A 19,773-nucleotide genomic window follows, 5' to 3' on the forward strand; every position below is an offset into this window, starting at 1 on the left:
CGGAATTGGGTCGAATATGGTTTGAAACAAAGCAAGAATGAACTGGGATGGGCAGATTTTCGAGTAACGAACTATGCCCAAATTGAAAAGTGGTGGGAACTGGTTATGAGTGCCTACTTAATGGTAACGCTATACACTCCGCCCCTCCGCCCCGACGGGATCATTCCTCCAGAACAGGCTGATTCAACAGTGTTCTCATCGTTTCTCAAACACCGTTATTGGGAGGATGGAGAGGGTTGGAAGAGTTGGCTGAACAACCTACGCTTAATTCTTCTTCCTTGGGTTAGCTTTAACTTACTCAAGCCTTGGTTAGAGATTTTTTCCATTCCCCAATTAACAGAAGGGTTTGATTGTTTGATTGCATGGATGAACCAGTTTCCAGGGATAGCTGTTCCCATACAAGAGAGTCCTCCTTGAAAATCATCTCGCCAGAGTCATTAAAGAGCGTTAGGTTGGGCGGCTAAAGTTTTGCGGAGTGTCCCACTGCTGACTATGTTGATGCAATTGAGCCATCAATACACCGAGTTGATGAGCTTGCTGTAGAGTTCGCTCAGACTGGAGAATCTCTCCCTCAACCCAGTGCAACAGCGAGCAGTAAAAGGTTTCTGTGGCTTCATCTCCTGCTACTTGGGTGATCCAGCTGTTCTGTAGGTTTCTGACCGGCTTTTGTACTACCAGTTGCGTGTCATGGTACAAGGCATCAAGCCATAGAAGTTCCGATTCAATTACCTCTGGCTTTTGCCAAACGTCATCATTGGTACTAGAAATCGGTTGGTGAATCCGAAGAAGAAATTTTTCCTCTTGCGTTTTTATTCGAAACGTTACGCTTCCACTATGCCCCAAGAACGAAGGTTGTTCTTGCCCTAGACCATATTGGTCAAGAGCAAATTTTGCAATGTCATTGTAAATGCTAGCTTGGGTCATTATTATAAGGCATTCGATGGGTTTTGATCACATTATAAGAAGGGGGATTAGGGGAAACGGCTGCCCGTCTCAAGCTGGAAAATAGTGTCCAAAACTTTTCAGAAAAGCCTGAAACACCTATTTCTTCCTTGAAATAGACATTAATTCCTGAAAATGGCCAAATGGCGCTTTAAAGTACACTGTCTTTAGCTCGGCTGTGATTTTAGGCAGATAAAACCGTAACGTGTTGATGACAATGTAGAGGACAGGGACAACAAACAAGCTCAGGAAGGTTGCCACTAAGATACCACCAAAAACAGCCGTGCCGATGGATTGACAGCTAGCCGACCCGGCCCCTGTGGCTACCATTAATGGGAAAATCCCAATCAGTGTGGACAATGCCGTCATGAGAATCGGACGTAAGCGAGCGATCGCCGCTTCCATAGCTGCTTTGGCAATGGATAGCTCTTCCCGCAGTTGGTTAGCAAATTCAACAATCAGAATGGCATTTTTGGACGCCAACCCAATCAGCATCACCAACCCCACCTGACAGTAAACGTCGTTCGCCAGCCCTCGCATTGACTGCGCTAATAGTGCACCGAGGATAGCGAGGGGAACCGCTAGCATAATAATCAACGGATCGATAAAATTCTCATACTGAGCGGCGAGTACTAAAAACACAAAGATTAATCCCAACCCAAAGATGAGGGGAGCCTGTCCGCTAGAAGAAATCTCTTCTAAGGAGATTCCGGACCACTCAAACCCCATTGTTCTGGGTAAAACCTCAGCTGCAATCTGTTCCATTGCCGCGATGGCTTGTCCAGAACTGTAGCCAGGGGCCGCCATGCCGTTAATCTCAATCGAACGAAACAGGTTATAGTGCGTGACGGTTTGAGCACCTGTGGTAGGCGTCATTTTAATCAGGTTGGCTAGGGGAATCATCTCACCTGCTCTTGAGCGCATATACAGCTGCTCCACATCCCTCGGATTAGACCGAAACTGACTATCTGCTTGAACATAGACACGATAGGTGCGATTAAAGGCGTTAAAGTCGTTGACATAGTGCGAGCCAATCAAAATTTGTAGGGTGCTCAGAATGTCGTTGACATCAACCTGGAGTGCTTTGGCGCGATCGCGATCAATCTCGATAATTTTCTTAGGAGCATTGGCCGTAAAGGTGCTAAATACCTCCTGCAGTTCCGGTCTTTGATTAGCTCTGGCAATCAGTGCATCTTTAATGTGAAGTAAATCATTGAGGTCACCCCCAGTTCGATCCTGCAGTTGAAAGACAAAACCACCCACACTGCCTAACCCCATAATTGCTGGAGGGTTAATGGCAAATACGCTAGCTTGGGAAATGTTGGCAGTAGATTCATAGGCGCTGTTGAGTAGGGCTTGGGCTGACTCCTCAACAGTCCTCTCATTCCAGGGTTTAAGGGTGATGTAGGAAATACCGCTGTTGGCAATATTCCCCGTAAACCCCACACCTCCTAACGAAAACGTGCTGTCCACACCGGGAATTTGCAACATTTTCTGATCAACCTGATCAATCACCTCACCGGTATATTCCTGTGTCGTGCCTTCAGGTCCCTGAATAATGTTCATTACGTACCCCTGATCTTCATCGGGAATAAATGCAGTGGGAACTGTAAGGTAGAGCCATCCCGTTGCCCCCAAGGACACGATAAACAAGCCAATAACAACCATTTTGAAGCGAATAATCTGACGCAGTACCCGTTGGTAACCCGCTTGCATCCTCTCTAGAATGTGGTTGATCAGTGCAAAAACTCGATTCAGTGTTTGACCCAACCGGCTGGTTTGTGGTTGTTGCGATCGCAACAACAGTGCCGACAGAGCCGGTGTCAAACTCAGGGCTAGAAATAACGTTAACTTCTCCGGGCAATGGATGAGCTAACACCAATGCCCCAACACTTTTGACCAGCTTAAACTCTTTATCTGTCAAAAACTTCTAAACTCTTGCCGTAATATCAAAATCTTGCACCCGTCTTCAAAGCCAGTATTGCTAGGTAATACAAGCAAGAGGAGACATCATAGAGGAGGCTCTTCCTCTTCTTGCTCCCTGTCTTCTACTCCCCTGTACAAGATTTTCTACGTCGTTCCCTTCTAACTGCTGCCAAGAAACTGCTTAGGAGTTACCCCCATAAGCCGCTTAAAATTTTGTGTAAAGTGACTGTGGCTAGAAAACCCAACCTCTAGCGAAATATCTGTAATACTCAGCTTATTTTGCCTGAGTAATTCCTTACCCCGCTCAACACGACATTTGATCACATACTGATAGGGCGAAAACCCGGTAGTCTGTTTAAAGAGACGGCTAAAATGATACTGGCTCATACCCACTGCTTCAGCCAATTTTGTCAGGGAGATATCATCTCCAAGGTGCGCCTGAATATAGTCAATTGCCTGACCTAGCTTATATTTGGGTAAGCCTCCCGAGAAAGTTTGCAGCGGCGTTTTTTGCGTCGAATAATATTGCAGCAAATGCGCTGATAGTGCCGTCGCCATGGATTCTGCATAGAGTTTGCTGTGGTGCGGCTGTGTTTGTAACACCTGCTTTAGGGAAGCACCAAATTGGTAGATTAAAGGGTCTGATTCTATAAAGCGGGGTATCAGGGTAATGCGATCCGGGTCAATAGATTCATAGGCCGTGCGATTAACCACGGCTGGGTCTAATAACAGCAGTGTAAACTCAACCGTGTCTTCCCAGATGCCTCTGCGAGGTACTCCCCCCGGCAAGAATACAACTTTCTGAGGATGGAGAGATTCTATTTGCCGCTTGCCATCAAAGGTATGTTCCAATTCGATAGGCTGCTGTGATTCGTGAATCACAATGACATGATTAGGGTTAGCAAATTCCTGCGTTTCTCCAGCTGGAAGGGAATGGCGATGGAGCTGTATACCTTTCCAACCAGCTTCAGCACTGGATTGGAGCGGTAGATTTGCAAAAATTCGGAGAATATCTTCTTCCTTGGAGAAGTCCACAAATGGCGATGGCAGTTCTAATGAGCTTGAAGTGGCCGTTTCAGACTGGGATGCTGACATTACCTGGACCTCTTGCGATTATTATCTGGATATTGATGCCATCGCCAAATCAATCATTTAACGCAGGGATTTTGTAAATCTTCCTGCTATGAAAGAGCCGATTTAGACAGATGATTATTTGATTTTCTATTTTCTTGATATTCTGATAGCTGTAGCTTTAGCGTAACTACATGCAGCTATCGTTTAAAATCTGCCTGATCGAAGAGGGAAAAACCTACCCGATAAGGTAGGTCATATTTAGGGTCAGTTCCCAGGATTAAGCCATCCCCTTATTTGCCAAATGTAAGGCTTACGGCTTGGCGAACAAAAGGACTATAGGTGGGTGCTCCTGATTTGAGGCAGCCCGTTTCATCAAAATCGCGATCGCTATTGTAGGGAATTTTAGGGGCCGTACTTTATCGTAGGGACCACATTGTAGATGCAGTGCGAACGATCTACAATTTAGAAAATCTTAAAATCTTCTAACTACTCAAAACTTGTATGACTATCAAATTCTGACAGCGAGCTTTGCTGTAGTAGCAGGCTCTCTAGACAACGCTCAATGCAAATTCTAATCAGTCGTTTTTCCCTTGAGTGAGGTATAGCCTCAGCTTCGATCTAAACTTTCTCGCCCGCTCTTCCACAAGACGCCTGTACCCTGATTAATCAAATGAGTAACCTGTTAGAAAATCAACTATGCCCACCTCTACGCTCCAGTCAACCTCAAGGGTGGAAAAACATCGTCGTTGAAGAGTTTCGTCAGTCTCCTGGACAAGAGACGTATAAAAATCTGACAGAACATACACTATGCATTTCCTTAAACCCTCGTCCATCTCGCTTATCACAAACGGTAAACAGTCGTCGCCACAATAGTCCTTGTGTCAAAGGTGATATCTGTATTGTCCCGGCGGGTTTATCCTTCTTCTGGCAATGGGATCAAGACGATCAATACATACGCATTCGGATTGCTCCGGAGTTACTGCAGCGGGTGGCTGAAGAGGCTACCGAGGTTAGTTCTAACAGGGCGGACCTCTGTCCAGAATTTCGCGTCCGTCATCTTCAAATTGAACAGCTGGGAGATATGCTCCTAGGGGAAATTAAGAATGGTGGACTTGCCGGACAGCTCTATGTTGACTCCCTCACTAACGCCCTAGCTGTTCAGCTACTGAGAGACTTTTCAGCGGTTCAGCCCTGTGCAACGGCCTATGGTGGGGGGTTAAGCGATCGTCAACTGATGCAGGTGACCGATTACATTCATGATTGTCTGGGACAGAATATCGGCTTATCCGACTTATCAGAATTATTGAAAATGAGCGAGTCTCAATTTAGTCGGCGCTTTAAGCAGTCCATGGGTGTTGCTCCATATCAATACTTACTGCAGCAAAGGATAGAGCAAGCCAAACAGTTGCTGAAGACAACGAACCTGTCAGTGATGGAAATTGCTATGGTGTGTGGTTTTAGCAGCCACAGCCATCTTGGTAAACTCATTCGCCAATATACTGGTCTGTCTCCCAAAGCATATCGGAAGTAGAGCCGGAACCTTGCTCAAACTTTGACAATGCCTCGCTGGATGGCGGTTACAATCGCTTGCCCACGGTTTTTCACATCTAGCTTAAGCAAAATATTATTGATATGGAATTTGATTGTATTCTCACTAATGTAGAGGTCACGACCCATTTCTGCGTTGCTTTTTCCCTGTACCATCAGCTCCAAGATCTGTGTCTCCCGTCCGGTCAGCTGAGGTGTACTGAGGCGTTCAGCTAGCTTCATGGCCACATCCGCCGGAATATATTTTTGTCCCCCATAAACCTGGCGAATGGCTTCCTGCAGTATCTCCATGGAAATGTCTTTTAGCAAGTAACCTTTAGCACCAGCCTGCAAACCTTGATAAATATCTTCGTCATAATCGTAAGTGCTGAGCACAATAATGCGCGCATCGGGAAATTCTTGACGAATAGTAGTAATGGCTTCAACACCTCCCATCTCAGGCATGCGTAAATCCATCAGGACGACATCCGGCTGCTGCTGGCGGTAGAGTTCTACAGCTTCTTTACCGGTACTTGCCTCGCCGATGAGTTCTAAATCATTGCTGTATCGCAACATCAAAGTCAATCCATTGCGAACAATGGGATGATCATCAGCGATGAGGACACGAATCAGATTTTGAGACATTGTTATTACTCACTCTCGTCTATCTAACTGGCCTCCAGTAAACTCAGAATCCAGATTTTATTGACAATACTCTCATGTCTTACATTTGTGACCAACACCCAAATAGAACAGCTTTAAATCTCTTCGTCCTAATGATAAAAAAACTACCTGATCGGGTAGGTCATATTGAACTCGGACCTTATTCATTCCCTAAATCCTGGGAAAGACTTTCTTGTAAAGTACTTCCTTGCAGCATCTCTGCAAAATGCTCCAGATTGACATGTACCCAAATTTCTGTGCCTTGTCCCGGCTGACTCTGAATTTGCAGCTCACCACCAATACGCTCTGACCGCTGAGAAAGACTCATTAACCCGAAGCCGCCACTATCTTGCTGTGGTAAAAATCCACAACCATCGTCATTGATGTGTAGGGAAATATCCTGCAACCCATAGGTTAGCCTCACACGGATAGTGCTTGCTTGAGAATGTTTGAGGGCATTGGTGATCGCTTCTTGAGCTATCCGTGTGAGATTTAAACCGAGCAAAGCCGGTACAGAGTAAAGATTACCCTCTATCTGTAGCTGTATCGGGATGTTAGTCACACGCTGAGCGGTGACATCCCGCAGCATCTGATCAAGGTTTGTATACTTGGCTGCCGAAGGATAAATGGCCCACACCGCCCGTCGCGCTTCCGCCAGACCGGCATGAGCTAACTGAAGGGCACGGTCTAGAATGCGTTGAGTTTCAGTGGGGTCTTGTTGGGTGATTGACTTAGCCACACCTAGCTGGAGTGAAATACCGGTAAAGGCCTGGGCCAGCGTATCGTGGATTTCGCCAGCCAGTCGATTGCGTTCTTCAAAGATAGCGGCATGTTTGGCTTCATCAGCCAGGCGCATCAGCTGAATTGCCAGGGTAGCTTGTTGGGTAAGGGCCTGGGCTAGTTCGATCTCTTCTGGCGTTAACGCTTTGGGCTGTGTGGCTCCCAAACACAATATGCCGATGGGTTCATCGCCTAGCTTTAACAAAAGATTTACGGTGACTTGTAAATCTGATATTTGGTCAGTATGGACACCTGCGCTAGCATTCTCTTGCCTCATGATAAAAGGCCGTTTTGTCCGCAAAAGAGTTTCCCACACAGGTAGGCTTGCGGCTGTTGGGCATAAATAGGCTGGGGGTGCCTGAATCTGCTCTTTTTGTTTGATCTGCCCTTGCTCAACCAATAGTTCTAACGGGAGAGTCTGAGTTTCGGCGTTATAAAATCGCAGGACTGCAATATCCAGGCTGAGCTGCTGGGTAATTTCCAATAGCACATAGCCTAGGAAAGCATTAAAGTTGGGGTCAGCCGAGAGGCGATCGAGGCTGTTTTTTAGTGCCTGATTGGTTTTGGCCAGTTCAGCAACGCGATTTTGTTCGGCCTCCAAGAGTGCCTGCTGTGCCAGTCGCCGTTCGGTAATGTCAAGCTGTGAGGCCCAACCACCAATGGCACATCCGTCTTTGATAAGAGTGGCAATATTGTTCAGGAAATAGCGGGGATTTCCCTGCAGGTCAAGTTCTTCTGTTTCTGTGTTGCGAAGCTGATAGTCATTTTCGACATAGGTCCGCATCATGGCCTGATTTTGCAGCGACCCCATAACGTGAACTTCCGTAAGTCGTACGTCTATGAAGTCTTCTGGGCTATCTAGGCCATACGTGTTGGCAAAAGCAGCGTTTGCACCAACCATGCGACAGTAACGATAAACTAGTTCGATCTGCTCATCGACTGGCAGGTCAAGCGGAATCGGCTCATCAAACTCAAAACGATAGATACCTTCGTTACTGATTTCAAACAGGGTACGGTAGCGCTCTTCCGATTCAGCCAGTTGATCTAAGGTTTGCTGGAGTTCGGTGTTGAAATGTGCAAGATCTAGAGAACGCGCCTGTTCTGCTTCTAGCAGCGCCTGCTGCGCCAGTCGCCGTTCGGTAATGTCAAGCTGTGACCCCCACCCGCCCGTGATGAATCCGTCCGTGATGACGCTAATGACACTGTTGAGGAAATATCGTGGGTTTCCCTCGCGATCAGCCTCTTCCGTTTCTGCGTTCTGAATCTGATGACCATTCTCAACAAAAGTCCGCAGCATTGCCTGATTTTTTGCTGACTCTGAAACATGAAGCTCTGTAAGTCGCAACTCAGGGAGGTTGTCTGCGTCACCGAGATTGTACATAGCCAGAAAAGCATCATTTGCCTCAGCTAAGTGCCAGTAGCGATAAACTAGCTCCACCTGCTCATCGACTGACAAATCCAGCGAAATCGGCTCGTCAAATTCAAAGCGATAGATGCCCTCGCTGCTGATTTCAAACAGGGTGCGGTAGCGTTGTTCTGACTTGCGCAGGGCTTTATCTTCGGCAGAACGTGAGATCGCACCTGCAATCATTTCGGCAGCTGTCTGCAAAACACCAATTTCGGTCGCGTCATACAGCCGCGCCTCAGAGCAGTTATCAAAATCGATATGACCCCAAAACTGACCCTCTACCATGATGGGGACAGAGGTAGATGAAACTATGCCCTGGGCCTCCAAAAAGCCACGCCACGGCTCCGGCATCTCTGCCACGATGTAGTTCGTCAGCTCGCCGCGCTGAAGCTGCTCATGCAAATCTAGCCACTCCCCGTCTACGATTGGCCCACCTTCAGGAATGTCAGCGCTAACCTCAGGGATGCTCTCCTGAGCCCATTCAGCCAGCACATCTAGCCAGGGTTTCTCCGTTTCAGGGTCTATCAACTCCTGGATGATTAGACAGCGATCGCTACCCACGACTTCCCCCAGTAGTCGTACCACAGCTGGTAGAACCGACGTATAGTCAGGTGTTTTCAATAGTAAATTGGCCACCTCAGCAATCGTTGAGAGCCACGCTACCTGCCTCTTTGCAGACTGTTCCCGCTCTTGAGAAATTGCACTTTGCAAAGCCTGCTGCAATTCTGTTTGAATTTGAGGGTCGCTAGCCATAAAAACAGCGAATTTCCTAATTTAAAGGAAAGATTCGTCAAGCAGATTTTACAGTTACTCTAACATTCACCCTAGTATTCAGGAAAAGTCAGCGGTGCGATCGCACAAAATCTTCAGCATACGCAATTGAGTGGCATCATTTGGTGCAAATCGCAGTGCCTGGTATGAACCGAGCTGAATATCCTGCAACAGCGATCGGGCTGGCTTTGGCCGCCATCCCAGCTGTTCCATCGCTTGCTGGGCTGATGACTGATTGTTAATCGACAACAAGGTAGCCAGCGTTTTTCCCCAGTTAAATACAGCTTCTTCAAAGGAAATACTTTCTGTTTCACTGTTGGTTACATGGGCAATGGCTTCCGCCACCTGCCGTGCTGTAATACCTGATTCTGTAGTCGTGTGAAATAGCGAACCAGCAGGGGCTTTCTCCAAAGCCAGCACATACAAGTCTGCTAAATCCTCCACATGGGTAGCTGAAAATTTCTGGTTACCAGTATCGATATACTGCACAGCCTGCATCTCACACGCTGTCTGTATCTGTATTGTTGTTAATGTCGCCTCACTTTCGCGTCCATATATATAGACGGGCAGTCGTAAAACGATACTGCGCACTTGATGTTGGGCTGCTTGCTGGATCTCTTGTTCTATTGTGGCTCGCTCAGCAAGGGTAGCTTCTTTAGCAACAGGGTAGGTTTCATCGGCAACAGCTGAACCAGTATCCCCTAAAACCGCTGTATCGGATGTAGCCACAAACGGCCTGTCCGAGTCTGTCAATACCCCAATAATATGCCGTATTACCCGACGGTCCAGCCGCACTGATGTTTTCCAATTATTAAAATCATAGGCAAACGCAGTGTGAATCACACCATCGGCATGACGCGCAGCTTGAGTCAGCTGCTGGGGATGTTGCAGGCTACCTAAAAAGGGTTCAATACCCAGCATTTGCAGACGTTTAGCCGCGTCTGAAGTTGCTGCTAGACCCAGGACAGAATAGCCGGTCGCCTGCAGTTTCTCAGCAACAACTGCACCAATATAGTCAGTAGCTCCAGTTAAAAATATTTTCATAGCGGTTGACCTCCTGGGGACATAATCCCGGCCGTTTCTACACCAGTTAGACCAGGGGAGTGATCCAGTTACATCCTAGGAAACGCTTATGAAAAGATCTCATCAACTATTGCGGTTGTATCAAAATCCTGCGATTGCCTTAACCCCGTCAAATGGGAAAACTTGTTGCAAGATTCTGAGCATTTAGCAGGATTTGCGTAGTAATGAGTTACTGATATTACCTAGATTGTGACTGTCGGACGTGTTATTAGGAAATCGGTGAAATGGTCACGACAACCTTGGATAAGTCAACTTTCGGTATAGAAACCCGAGATTTTCTCAAGCTGGCGGTACCCTTGGCAGGTGCTCAGGTAGCTCAGGCCGTTGTCGGCTTTGTCGACACCCTAATGATGGGACATTTAGGGGCCGAGAGTCTCGCAGCAGGTGGACTGGCCTCAGCCGTGTTTCAGCTGGTTTTAAATACCAGCAGTGGATTTGTCATGGCGGTGAGCCCGCTTGTAGCAACAGCCTATGGAACTGGCAACAAACAGCAGGTTGAGCGTATTGCTCGACAGGGGCTTTGGCTAACGGCTCTCATTGCCATTCCAATGATGCTTGTTATTGGCCACCTAGACTGGGTTATGGTGCATCTAGGCCAGGCAGAACGGACGGTAAACTTAGCGGATGGCTATCTTGACTATATTCTGTGGGGGTTTTTCCCCGCAATTGGTTTTGCCATGCTACGGGGTTATGTTTCCGCACTGTCTCAAGCTCGTCCAGTCATGGTTATTGTCATCCTGGGCACCATTGCCAACGTTACGGGCAACTACATTTTGGGTTATGGCAAGCTTGGTTTTCCCCGCATGGAATTGGCCGGTCTGGGGCTGGCGAGCGGTCTCACGTTTTGGTTTATGTTCATCGCTCTGTTTTTGTACGTGTGTCAAAATCAGACGCTGAGAGACTATAAATTTTGGCGTGAACTTCATCGCATTAGACCTCAGATTCTGGGTCGTTTAATTGTTGTAGGTACGTCAATTGCCATTACCATTGCTGTCGAATATGGGTTATTTACCGCAGTCACCTTTATGATGGGCAGCCTAGGTACAGAAACGCTTGCGGCACATCAAACGGTCTATCAAACTGTTTTCTTGCTGTTTATGGTTCCCTTGGGGATGTCCTATGCGGCTACGGCCAGAGTTGGTCAGTGGGTTGGGCAGCGCGATCGCAAAGGAACTCGACAGGCTGGCAATGTCAGCATCACATTAGCAGCCGGATTTATGGCCTTAACAGCCATCGGTTTACTGATATTCCGACAGCAGATCATTGGTATCTATCTGGACGTCAACGATCCAAACGCTGCTGGTGTGATTAACCTGGCTATCCCGATGCTGATGATTGCAGCACTGGCCCAGCTTTTAGACGGCATCCAACGGGTGGCCATGGGCTCACTCTATGGCTTACAAGATACCCGCGCTCCGATGATTTTGAGCGTTGCGACCTTTTGGGGCGTTGGTCTGGTCAGTGGATATGTTTTAGGGTTCCTGCTTGGCTTTGGCGGTATCGGTCTGTGGATTGGTCAATCGATTGGCGTAGCTGTAGCAGGGGTTATTTTTCTACGGCGTTTCCGTAGCCTTACCTCAGAGAGTAACTTCGCCAAGTTAAAGACTGGCAAGCAACTGTCTTACCACGGTTAAAAGTTCCATTATGGGTGGGTTAACCAAGAGACGGGGACTATCATCCTGTCTCTTGGGCCACGGCAAATACTAATCATTCAGGTTCCATCGCTCTTGTTCAAAACTCTCAGCAAGATTCTGATAGTTAAGCAAACATCAGCTATCCAACCATTGTTAGCAAAGGTTATCGTTGTCCGGTAAGAAATTCATTTAGCTCTGCACATACAAAAACAGAGTTCGCCATTGTTTAATTTTTATCAACGAGGTTTTCCCATGGAATTTAGCAAGACTATCAAACAAGCGATCGCGATCGCTTTAATAACACTTAGCGTATTTATGCAGTCCCCTACTACTGTGCTGGCAGCTAATCAACCATCAGACAACGTACTTTTCAAACAACTGACAGACCAGAGCTATGCTGCTTGGAATACCCTTGATCCAGATGCGGTGGCCAAGTTTTATCTCAACGACCCAGACATTGTGATTTATGATGCGACTCCTTTAAAGTACAAGGGCTGGAGCGACTTTAAGTCAGGTATCCAAACCCATCTGTTTGATAAGCTCAACAGATTTCAATTAACGGCAAATGATGATTTAGAAGCCACTCGTCATGGAGATCTGGTTTTAACAACATTTACCTATCATCTGTCTGCGGAGTCAAAAACAGGTGACCCTATTGAAGCTGAAGGTCGTCAAACAGATTTATGGCAGCAGCATAATGGTCAATGGCTAATTTTTCATGAGCATACGTCTGCTCCTGTGTCCCTGTAGCATAGGTTCAACCAATATCGTCAGCTCCGTTCTTCACCTACTCGCAGGTTAATTTCAGACCCATCGAGAAAACTCATCGAAATAAGTAAAACCCTCGCCAGGAAAGCAAACTAAATCCTGAGATTCTTTGAGTAGTCAAGTCTGACAAGTCCACGATTTATCTGTGGATAGGAGATCAACGGAGCTAAATTAGTTCACTCTTAGTCATGTCGAATACTTGAACTGACTAAGAATTTTTCAGATCTTATAACAGTATCTCGTTTGAAATTGTATGATGTTGTGCACTAAAGACCTGTTAACACTTGAAGCTTTTCAACAACTTTCCGGAGATTCAGTTGGAATGGATACAAAATCGCGTCAGCGTCCTTAAACTCTCAGCAGAAACGTTACTCTTCAAAGAAGGCTCTCCACCTCAAGGTTTTTTTATTCTTCTAGAAGGACATGTGAGCATTACTCGCTTAAGTGAAGGCATTGAGATGCCCATTGGGCAACATGAAGCCCTCGCCTTTTTTGGCGAAATTCCTGTGCTGACGGACGATCCGGTATTAGTCTCCATACGAACCTTGACAGATTGATATCTTTTCTGGTTCAGGTATTCCCTCAGAGATTCAGTCTCGTATTTTTGAACCCTTTTTTACCACTAAAAGTGTGGATAAAGGCTCTGGGCTGGGTCTAGATATTGTCAGCCGTATTGTCCGAAACCGACATCAAGGCAATGTAACGGTGACCTCTAAACCGCAGCGGACATGCTTTACCGTATGCCTACCGCTTCTAGACGCATCCTTCTGAGGAAACCTTTGGAACAATAAAACATCCGTTGGAAAGCTGACGACGATTGATAAAAGAGTCGTCATCGAAATAATGACGTAAATACTGATCTGGCTTGACCGTTGCAGCGATGGAGTCGATTCCCATCAATCCTTTCATGTGCCGAGATAGATTTGGAAAATCAGCCCAGTACTTTAGAGTGGTATAAAGTACTGGGCTATATAAGAATTACACGGTGGGCAAATGGACAGGCATAGGAAACATACAAGTGAAATCGTTCAGGCTCCTGATTGAACGTACTTTTATCGATCCAGTTGCTATATTCAGAGGCGTTAAATTTTTCCACCAAGCAATCTGAGTCTAGTTGAGCCAACTCAATACGCTGATGCCATTTACCTTTAATCAAACCTCGCATGATTTTTCTCGGACTTTAAGTTTCAACTAGCTCGGGCTTTGAGTCAGTAATTCTTGGACAATTTCTAGCCCGGTGAATATCTGCCAGCTAAACAGCAATAGCAGTGTAACGTTGGCACCAATGTGAATCTGTCTGGCCCAGAGTTGTCCTCGTTGCATCAGCGGGACCAATGCTGCAGCTATGGCAATCAGTGCCGTCATGCCCAACCCGACAAATAAATGTGCGATCGCAGGGATTTCGCCTGCACTTAAATAGGTACTAACAATTCCCCCAAAAGCACCTAGGATCATTACAGCCAGAATAATTGCGCCCGATTGATAGTGGCGTGTAGCATACTTGCCCTGTAGCAGTGCTTTTTTGTTATCACCCTCAGCGTTGCGCGTGCGGCGTGTCTGAAATCCAAGATAAGCTGTGTAAAGGAGATAGACAAACAGCCCTAACATCAATAAGGGATGAATAAACTGGGTCAGAAAACTAAAATTCAAGTAAGCGTTGTTTGTTATATCCATGGGGCTATCTATGCTTGGGAATCATTAGGGATAAACAATATCGAACCAATTGTGAAAAGAATGCTGGCCAGCAAATGCAGCAAAGATGAGAAGGAAACGCCCCGTGTATTCTCTAGGACAGCGTCTAAAACAAACATCAGAGAACCAATCAAAAAGAGCCAGCTCACGACTGCTTCTCGGCTGATTTGTTTTCTGCCATTGTGAGTGGCTGTGCTCTCAATCGTCTGTGGATCGGGTGTAACAACAGCCTTTTTTTCAGTTGATGACAGCGTTTCAATATTTAGGGATGTCATGATAGTTTCTCCAGATGTTGGATTTTGCAAATCTGATGCATGGTTATCTCCATTTTCATTAGGAAATCTCACAAATATCTTGTAGAAACAGTCGGCGTACTTGCGGTTTCCAGCCAAGTTGCAAAGCAGCCTTGTCTGCAGAAACTTGATTGTTGATTGAGAAAAAGGTGGCAATTCCCTTACCCCATTTGGCAACAGCCGTATCCCAAGAAATTCTCCCGGCGGGAGTTCCAGTTGCCTGACTGATAGCTTGTGCGATCGCAGCCTCCGAAATCCCAGATTCAGTCACGGCATGAAAAATAGACCCCACAGGAGATTGTTCGAACGCCAACACATAGAGCTGAGCCACATCCTCAACATGCACCGCCGAAATTTGGTGGGTACCCGGTGCAACATAGTGAGTAACCCCCATTTCTTGAGCTTCCTGGAGTCGCATCGGTACATAGCTGGTGCCGCCACCCCGCCCATAGATGTATAGCGGTAAGCGGAGAACGATACTCCGGATATCTTGCTGAGCAGCTGCCAGCACCGCTTGTTCCGCTTTGGCTCGCTCCGCTAGAAGAAATCCCTCCGCAATTGGATGATCTTCATCTGCAATGGCTGAGCCGGTATCCCCCAGGACGCTGGTGTCTGACGTGGCAATAAACGGTTTGCCCGACCCGGCTAACGCCCGAGTAAACACATCAATCACTCGGATATCGGCTTGAACCGCGCCTGCCCAATCATCAAAATCATGAATAAAGGCGGTATGGATGACCCCGTCGGATTCTTGGGCGGCAACGGCTAACCCTTCAGGCTGTTGTAGATCCCCTATGAAGGGAACAATCTGTCGTTTCTCCAGCCGCGTGGCGGTAGCGCTGCTTCTAGCTAGACCAATAACAGTATGGCCAGCGGCTAGCAACCTCTCTGCAACCACGCTGCCAATATAACCTGTTGCCCCTGTCAGAAATACTTGCATAGTCTTACCTCCCCGATTTAAGCCGCGACCAATTGAGCGATTTGGGATTGAGCAGTCGCAATTGAATCTGCTAACTTTTGCCCGCCGTACTCATCATTTTCGACATGGACAAAGGTAATGTCGGTAACGCCCAGCATGGAAAAGACTTCTTTGATATACGGCGTAAGGAAATCTCTTTGAGCATTGCGCCCACCTGGAGCAAAGCCACCATCCCCCCTGGCCGAAATCACAAACATTCGTTTGCCATGCACCAACGGTTTGTAAGGAAACTCTGGATTCTCTTCCGGAATATAGGCCCAGGTGCGATTAATCCGAACGATGTTGTCAATGTAGGCTTTAAAGCCGCTGGAAACTGTCCAGTTATACATTGGGATACCCATCACATAGATATCGGCTGCCAGAAACTCGTCCACCAGTTCATCGCTGATCCGCAGCGCCTGCTTCAGTTCCGGAGTTCTTTGCTCAGCGGGGGTAAAGGCAGCGGCAATCCAGGCTTCGGTCACGTGGGGCACAGGGTTACGACCAATATCGCGATAGGTGACCCGATCACCGGAGTGAAACTGTTTCCACCGCTCAACAAATGCTCGGGTCATGCGGCGAGAGTGGGAACGCTCACCCCGTGGGCTAGCATCCAAATGCAGTACATAAGCCATACGCTAGAACCTCCTTGTTTGATACGTTTTGTAATTAATTGAGTACAATTACAAAGTAAGCAAAATAAAAGTTTCGGCCTACTTGAAACTTGCGTGTTTATCACAATCCTGCGGCTAATTTTTGAAAAAGGCTTAAACGTCTTATGGCAAAGGCAACTCAGCATAAAAGTAGCTCTCTGAGCGGCTCTGGCCCTACACCCATTGCTTCGAGCCAAGCACTGGGCTGGCAGCCGTTATTGGTGGAAGAATTTCAGGAACCACCCGGTGGCACAGACTTGCCAGCAGCCTGGGAAGGACATTCTATTGCCCTCTGCTTAGCTCCCCGCCCCCACCGTATTCATCAGGTGGTAGGCGATCGCCGTTATACAGGGCTCTACACCAAAGGCGACATCTCAATTACCCCAGCTGAAATCCCGGCGTCCTATCGAGCTGAAGGGGACGACCACTATTTCCACGTGCAAATTCCGGCACAGTTTCTGCAGTCCGTGGCCCAATCTACCGAAGAGCTTGACCCAGATCGATTGGAACTTCGCACAGAATTTCGCGTGCGCGATCCTCAGATTGAACAAGTTTTAATGCTGCTACGCAGCGAGATGCATAAGGGTGATGGCTGGGTAGGGCGACTCTATGTGGAATCGCTGGCGAATGTATTAGCGATCAATTTGCTCCGCGAGTATTCTGCGGCTAAGCCTCGCGTTGCTTTGTACGAGGGCGGCTTAGGCGATCGCAAGATTTTGCAAATTTCAGACTACATTCAGACGCATCTCAATCAATCCGTTAAATTGGCAGATCTGGCTGAAGTAGCCGGTATGAGTCAGTACCACTTTAGTCGCTTGTTTAAGCAATCGATGGGCATCACCCCCCATCAGTATTTGCTCAAGCAGCGGGTGGAACAGGCCCAACAGTTGTTAAAAGGGACAAAGCTTGCGATCGCAGAAATCGCACTACAATGCGGGTTTAATAGCCAAAGTCATTTGACAAAACATTTTCGAGACGCTACTGGAACCACTCCTGGCAGTTATCGTAAAAGCTAAAATTTTGAAATAGCTGAGACAGCTTAGGTCTGTCTTAACGGTTATGCAGACCTCATTAAGGTTCGGCTTGCAAAGCGATGTCTACCAGTTTGTAGACAGACTCTTCAACGTCTTCCCAGATCTCTTCTGCAGGATAATCCAAACGGCTTATAATCAAAGTCCAAGACACACCAGCGTCAGGCCATGCCTCATGCTGCACGTTAAATCCTGTCAAGTCATCCCCCCAGCTTCACCAATCCAAATGCCATAGGGGCTACTCCCTGCAAACCGTTCTTGAAACTTACTTAGCGCATCAGCACCCAGAATATGCCCCTCAAACATGGCCTCAAACCATTGAGCTACATCTTCTGTCGTTGATAAAAGACCAACATTTCCTCGAAGAGGTCAAAGCCTGGCAAGCCCGTCTCCAGATGAGATCGAAAACTATATTGTTGAAGTTCGTCAGATTAATCCATCAACTCTACGTTGATTCACGCTCCCATAGCACCCATAAAACAGAGTTCTGAAATGAATCACTCTGACTGCGAACCTCACCGTACTCTGCACACAACAACTAGGAGATAGAACCATGTTTTTACTTGACTTAAGACCTAACTGCGAATGCTGCAACAAGGACTTACCCTCAGAAACCCACGATGCCATGATTTGTAAATATGAATGCACCTTCTGTCGTGACTGTGCTGACAACAGGTTGAACGGTATTTGCCCCAACTGTTTAAGGAATCTCACTCAGCGTCTAGTTCGACCACTCGCGGGTCCAGCAGGCGAACTCGCTAAGCATCTCGTTTCGACTAAACGCGTTCTCAAAGGAAGCGGTTGCCTAGAAAATAACATGTACTCTCAAGAACGTCTGATACGAGCTGAGACCTAGCGCGGGTTTATCCCCTATCTGAGTAAAACTGTTATAGCAGTTCAAGGAGACTTGTTACCGAAGGTGCCTTGTTAAGCCAGGTGAGTTGATAGTTCAACTCGAATAGGGGGCTCTGTTTTAAGATTGAAACACCCGGATATTTAAGACCAGAAACAACTGGAGCATTGCCCACGCCGACTCCTCCCGCAACCATGGCCAGGGTATCAGACAGTGTTGAAACATCGATCACAATAAGAGGCTCAAACCCATACTGAGCCGTATGTTGGCGATAGGTATCCCAAATGATAGGTTGGCGATCGCGAGCAGGAAAAATAAAAGGCTGATCAGCCAGGTCACCTAAACTGACGCCATCTTTTTTTGCCAACTCATGATCAGCTTGCACCAACACCGATAGTGGAATGGTGCCAAGATGCTGCCGATGCAGACCACCGGGAATGGAAATATCCCATGCGATCGCAACATCAATCTCACCATTTGCCAGCGCCGAGCCAATGGAGCGCTCATCCAGCTGACGTAGATACACGCGGGTTTCAGGATGAGCCTCTTTGAACTTAGCAATGAGATTGCCGACAAACGGCTGGGCCGCACCAATCATCATCCCAATGGTCAGAGAATCAATGCCATCAACAGCTCCAGCCTTAGCCGCTCGAACTGCCATATCTGCATAGGCAACTGCTTTTTTAGCAGAACCAAGAAATCCACGACCAGCATTGGTCAAAGAGACTTCACGGGATGTGCGATTGAGCAGTCTGACGCCCAGGTCAGTTTCTAGCTCACTCAGCAAACGACTCATGGCCGGTTGGGAAATGCCACATTGATGGGCAGCCCGACCAAAGTGCAGTTCTTCAGCCAGGACGATAAATGAGCTTAGGGTTTTGAGATTCATTAATACCAAAAATGGAATCATACGATTCCTATTCTATATTGGTTCAATTATCAATATCATGTTAGTTATGAATAAAGACGCTATTGATACTTACTTTCATAGAACGATTCAAACCTGAGGGGTTTGATTTGTTTTCATGGCTGGAGCATAGGGATGGAGCTTAACTTTACGCACAGGTCATTTGAATTATTAGAGGGGCTGGAAGCGAATAACGAAAAAGCTTGGTATACCGAGCATAAGAACGATTTTGAGACTTATCTCCGTACACCGTTTGCCATGGTTTTGGAATGGGCAACGGAATGTCTTGAAGACACGGATGTCCCGTTTAGGGGCAGTGCTAAAACCATGTTTCGCCAGCATCGGGACGTTCGGTTTTCAAAGGATAAGTCTCCTTACAGCACCTTTGTGGGTGGATTGCTCACCCCATCGGGGACTAAGGCCGAAAAGGAAGGGGTGCTTTATGTTCAGCTCAATAGCTCAGGGGGGCTATTAGCCTGCGGATTTTATAAATTTAAGGCGGCAGAGCTAGGCCAGATCCGCGACAGAATCGTTGAAGAACCCGATGAATTCTCTCAGGTGTTGCAAGACTTAGAAGATGCAGGCTTATCGCTGGATGAGGAAGATAAGCTGAGTTCCATGCCCCGTGGGTATCAAGACTACAAAGATCATATCCATGGAGACTATTTGAAGCTGAAAAGCTTTATTGTTCAGACGCCGCTGTCAAGGCAGGCGTGGTTAGCGTCAGAGGTGGTGGATCGCATTGTTACCCTGGCAAATGGGTGTGTATCGCTTTTGGAATTTGGTCGCGATTCAGCAGAATAAAGGCGT

19 protein-coding genes and 1 pseudogene are annotated in these 19,773 nt (G+C 47.1%); 9 read left to right on the forward strand and 11 right to left on the reverse strand.

Annotation, left to right across the window (positions count from 1 at the left end):
- Positions 1-417, forward strand: a pseudogene (locus N836_RS77805) (IS701 family transposase); the annotation flags it as partial.
- Positions 418-447: 30 nt separating this feature from the next.
- On the opposite strand, the gene N836_RS72475 reads toward N836_RS77805, so the two are convergent.
- From N836_RS72475 to N836_RS72485, 3 genes are all read right to left on the reverse strand, one after another.
- A complete protein-coding gene (locus N836_RS72475; protein WP_023077133.1) occupies positions 448-924 on the reverse strand; it encodes a phosphotransferase enzyme family protein in 477 nt (158 codons plus the stop codon).
- Positions 925-1,041: 117 nt separating this feature from the next.
- The gene (locus N836_RS72480) at positions 1,042-2,811 is read right to left on the reverse strand and encodes an efflux RND transporter permease subunit (RefSeq protein ID WP_081717033.1); all 1,770 of its coding nucleotides are present in this window, start codon (positions 2,809-2,811) and stop codon (positions 1,042-1,044) included.
- Between the two features lie 216 nt (positions 2,812-3,027).
- Complete coding sequence (locus tag N836_RS72485; RefSeq protein WP_023077135.1) at positions 3,028-3,963, reverse strand: helix-turn-helix domain-containing protein; 936 nt, start codon at positions 3,961-3,963, stop codon at positions 3,028-3,030.
- A gap of 649 nt (positions 3,964-4,612) precedes the next feature.
- Here N836_RS72485 and N836_RS72490 point away from each other — a divergent pair.
- Entirely contained in the window at positions 4,613-5,473 is an 861-nt protein-coding gene (locus N836_RS72490; RefSeq protein WP_023077136.1) for a helix-turn-helix domain-containing protein, read from the forward strand.
- 14 nt (positions 5,474-5,487) lie between these two features.
- Here N836_RS72490 and N836_RS72495 read toward each other — a convergent pair whose 3' ends face one another.
- The 3 genes from N836_RS72495 to N836_RS72505 form a co-directional block, all read right to left on the reverse strand.
- Positions 5,488-6,114 carry a response regulator gene (locus N836_RS72495; RefSeq protein WP_023077137.1) on the reverse strand — a complete coding sequence of 209 codons (627 nt, stop codon included), beginning with the start codon at positions 6,112-6,114 and terminating at the stop codon, positions 5,488-5,490.
- Positions 6,115-6,292: 178 nt separating this feature from the next.
- Positions 6,293-9,073 (reverse strand): GAF domain-containing protein, encoded by a 2,781-nt coding sequence (locus N836_RS72500; RefSeq protein WP_023077138.1) that lies wholly within the window; start codon positions 9,071-9,073, stop codon positions 6,293-6,295.
- Between the two features lie 78 nt (positions 9,074-9,151).
- Complete coding sequence (locus N836_RS72505; protein WP_023077139.1) at positions 9,152-10,135, reverse strand: NAD-dependent epimerase/dehydratase family protein; 984 nt, start codon at positions 10,133-10,135, stop codon at positions 9,152-9,154.
- A gap of 263 nt (positions 10,136-10,398) precedes the next feature.
- Between N836_RS72505 and N836_RS72510 the strand changes: the two genes are divergently transcribed.
- The 4 genes from N836_RS72510 (at position 10,399) to N836_RS78300 (ending at position 13,347) form a co-directional block, all read left to right on the forward strand.
- Positions 10,399-11,808 carry an MATE family efflux transporter gene (locus tag N836_RS72510; RefSeq protein ID WP_023077140.1) on the forward strand — a complete coding sequence of 470 codons (1,410 nt, stop codon included), beginning with the start codon at positions 10,399-10,401 and terminating at the stop codon, positions 11,806-11,808.
- A gap of 252 nt (positions 11,809-12,060) precedes the next feature.
- A complete protein-coding gene (locus tag N836_RS72515; protein ID WP_023077141.1) occupies positions 12,061-12,558 on the forward strand; it encodes a YybH family protein in 498 nt (165 codons plus the stop codon).
- Positions 12,559-12,860: 302 nt separating this feature from the next.
- A complete protein-coding gene (locus N836_RS72520) occupies positions 12,861-13,133 on the forward strand; it encodes a cyclic nucleotide-binding domain-containing protein (protein WP_023077142.1) in 273 nt (90 codons plus the stop codon).
- A 19-nt stretch (positions 13,134-13,152) separates the two neighbouring features.
- A complete protein-coding gene (locus N836_RS78300; protein ID WP_268744355.1) occupies positions 13,153-13,347 on the forward strand; it encodes an ATP-binding protein in 195 nt (64 codons plus the stop codon).
- 420 nt (positions 13,348-13,767) lie between these two features.
- Here the strand turns inward: N836_RS78300 and N836_RS72530 are convergent, their stop codons facing one another.
- From N836_RS72530 to N836_RS72545, 4 genes are read right to left on the reverse strand one after another with little or no spacing between them, the layout of a single operon-like run.
- On the reverse strand, positions 13,768-14,250 hold the full coding sequence (locus N836_RS72530; protein ID WP_023077144.1) for a DUF4079 domain-containing protein: 483 nt from the start codon (positions 14,248-14,250) through the stop codon (positions 13,768-13,770).
- A gap of 8 nt (positions 14,251-14,258) precedes the next feature.
- Positions 14,259-14,543: a hypothetical protein gene (locus N836_RS72535; RefSeq protein ID WP_152532321.1), complete on the reverse strand. Its 285-nt coding sequence runs from the start codon at positions 14,541-14,543 to the stop codon at positions 14,259-14,261.
- 58 nt (positions 14,544-14,601) lie between these two features.
- Positions 14,602-15,501 (reverse strand): NAD-dependent epimerase/dehydratase family protein, encoded by a 900-nt coding sequence (locus N836_RS72540; RefSeq protein ID WP_023077146.1) that lies wholly within the window; start codon positions 15,499-15,501, stop codon positions 14,602-14,604.
- A 17-nt stretch (positions 15,502-15,518) separates the two neighbouring features.
- Positions 15,519-16,154: an FMN-dependent NADH-azoreductase gene (locus N836_RS72545; RefSeq protein ID WP_023077147.1), complete on the reverse strand. Its 636-nt coding sequence runs from the start codon at positions 16,152-16,154 to the stop codon at positions 15,519-15,521.
- Between the two features lie 143 nt (positions 16,155-16,297).
- Here N836_RS72545 and N836_RS72550 point away from each other — a divergent pair, with 143 nt between their 5' ends.
- Together N836_RS72550 and N836_RS78305 are read left to right on the forward strand one after the other, a co-directional pair.
- Positions 16,298-17,188 (forward strand): AraC family transcriptional regulator, encoded by an 891-nt coding sequence (locus N836_RS72550; RefSeq protein WP_023077148.1) that lies wholly within the window; start codon positions 16,298-16,300, stop codon positions 17,186-17,188.
- 568 nt (positions 17,189-17,756) lie between these two features.
- A complete protein-coding gene (locus N836_RS78305; RefSeq protein WP_071789105.1) occupies positions 17,757-18,059 on the forward strand; it encodes a DUF1272 domain-containing protein in 303 nt (100 codons plus the stop codon).
- Between the two features lie 31 nt (positions 18,060-18,090).
- Here the strand turns inward: N836_RS78305 and N836_RS72555 are convergent, their stop codons facing one another.
- Positions 18,091-18,966 carry a LysR family transcriptional regulator gene (locus tag N836_RS72555; RefSeq protein WP_023077151.1) on the reverse strand — a complete coding sequence of 292 codons (876 nt, stop codon included), beginning with the start codon at positions 18,964-18,966 and terminating at the stop codon, positions 18,091-18,093.
- A 132-nt stretch (positions 18,967-19,098) separates the two neighbouring features.
- Between N836_RS72555 and N836_RS72560 the strand changes: the two genes are divergently transcribed.
- Positions 19,099-19,767: a DUF2461 domain-containing protein gene (locus N836_RS72560; protein WP_023077152.1), complete on the forward strand. Its 669-nt coding sequence runs from the start codon at positions 19,099-19,101 to the stop codon at positions 19,765-19,767.
- The last annotated feature ends 6 nt before the right edge of the window (positions 19,768-19,773 follow it).

Source organism: Leptolyngbya sp. Heron Island J (genome assembly GCF_000482245.1).
GTDB lineage: Bacteria > Cyanobacteriota > Cyanobacteriia > Phormidesmidales > Phormidesmidaceae > Leptothoe.

Bases quoted from the DNA above. Each gene is read 5' to 3' on its own strand.
- N836_RS72550 (WP_023077148.1), top strand. From the start codon at position 16,298: ATGGCAAAGGCAACTCAGCATAAAAGTAGCTCTCTGAGCGGCTCTGGC.
- N836_RS72560 (WP_023077152.1), top strand. From the start codon at position 19,099: ATGGAGCTTAACTTTACGCACAGGTCATTTGAATTATTAGAGGGGCTG.
- N836_RS72505 (WP_023077139.1), bottom strand. From the start codon at position 10,135: ATGAAAATATTTTTAACTGGAGCTACTGACTATATTGGTGCAGTTGTT.
- N836_RS72495 (WP_023077137.1), bottom strand. From the start codon at position 6,114: ATGTCTCAAAATCTGATTCGTGTCCTCATCGCTGATGATCATCCCATT.
- N836_RS72500 (WP_023077138.1), bottom strand. From the start codon at position 9,073: ATGGCTAGCGACCCTCAAATTCAAACAGAATTGCAGCAGGCTTTGCAA.
- N836_RS72530 (WP_023077144.1), bottom strand. From the start codon at position 14,250: ATGGATATAACAAACAACGCTTACTTGAATTTTAGTTTTCTGACCCAG.
- N836_RS72475 (WP_023077133.1), bottom strand. From the start codon at position 924: ATGACCCAAGCTAGCATTTACAATGACATTGCAAAATTTGCTCTTGAC.
- N836_RS72510 (WP_023077140.1), top strand. From the start codon at position 10,399: ATGGTCACGACAACCTTGGATAAGTCAACTTTCGGTATAGAAACCCGA.
- N836_RS72485 (WP_023077135.1), bottom strand. From the start codon at position 3,963: ATGTCAGCATCCCAGTCTGAAACGGCCACTTCAAGCTCATTAGAACTG.
- N836_RS72515 (WP_023077141.1), top strand. From the start codon at position 12,061: ATGGAATTTAGCAAGACTATCAAACAAGCGATCGCGATCGCTTTAATA.
- N836_RS72555 (WP_023077151.1), bottom strand. From the start codon at position 18,966: ATGATTCCATTTTTGGTATTAATGAATCTCAAAACCCTAAGCTCATTT.
- N836_RS72545 (WP_023077147.1), bottom strand. From the start codon at position 16,154: ATGGCTTATGTACTGCATTTGGATGCTAGCCCACGGGGTGAGCGTTCC.
- N836_RS72490 (WP_023077136.1), top strand. From the start codon at position 4,613: ATGAGTAACCTGTTAGAAAATCAACTATGCCCACCTCTACGCTCCAGT.
- N836_RS78305 (WP_071789105.1), top strand. From the start codon at position 17,757: ATGTTTTTACTTGACTTAAGACCTAACTGCGAATGCTGCAACAAGGAC.
- N836_RS72540 (WP_023077146.1), bottom strand. From the start codon at position 15,501: ATGCAAGTATTTCTGACAGGGGCAACAGGTTATATTGGCAGCGTGGTT.
- N836_RS72535 (WP_152532321.1), bottom strand. From the start codon at position 14,543: ATGACATCCCTAAATATTGAAACGCTGTCATCAACTGAAAAAAAGGCT.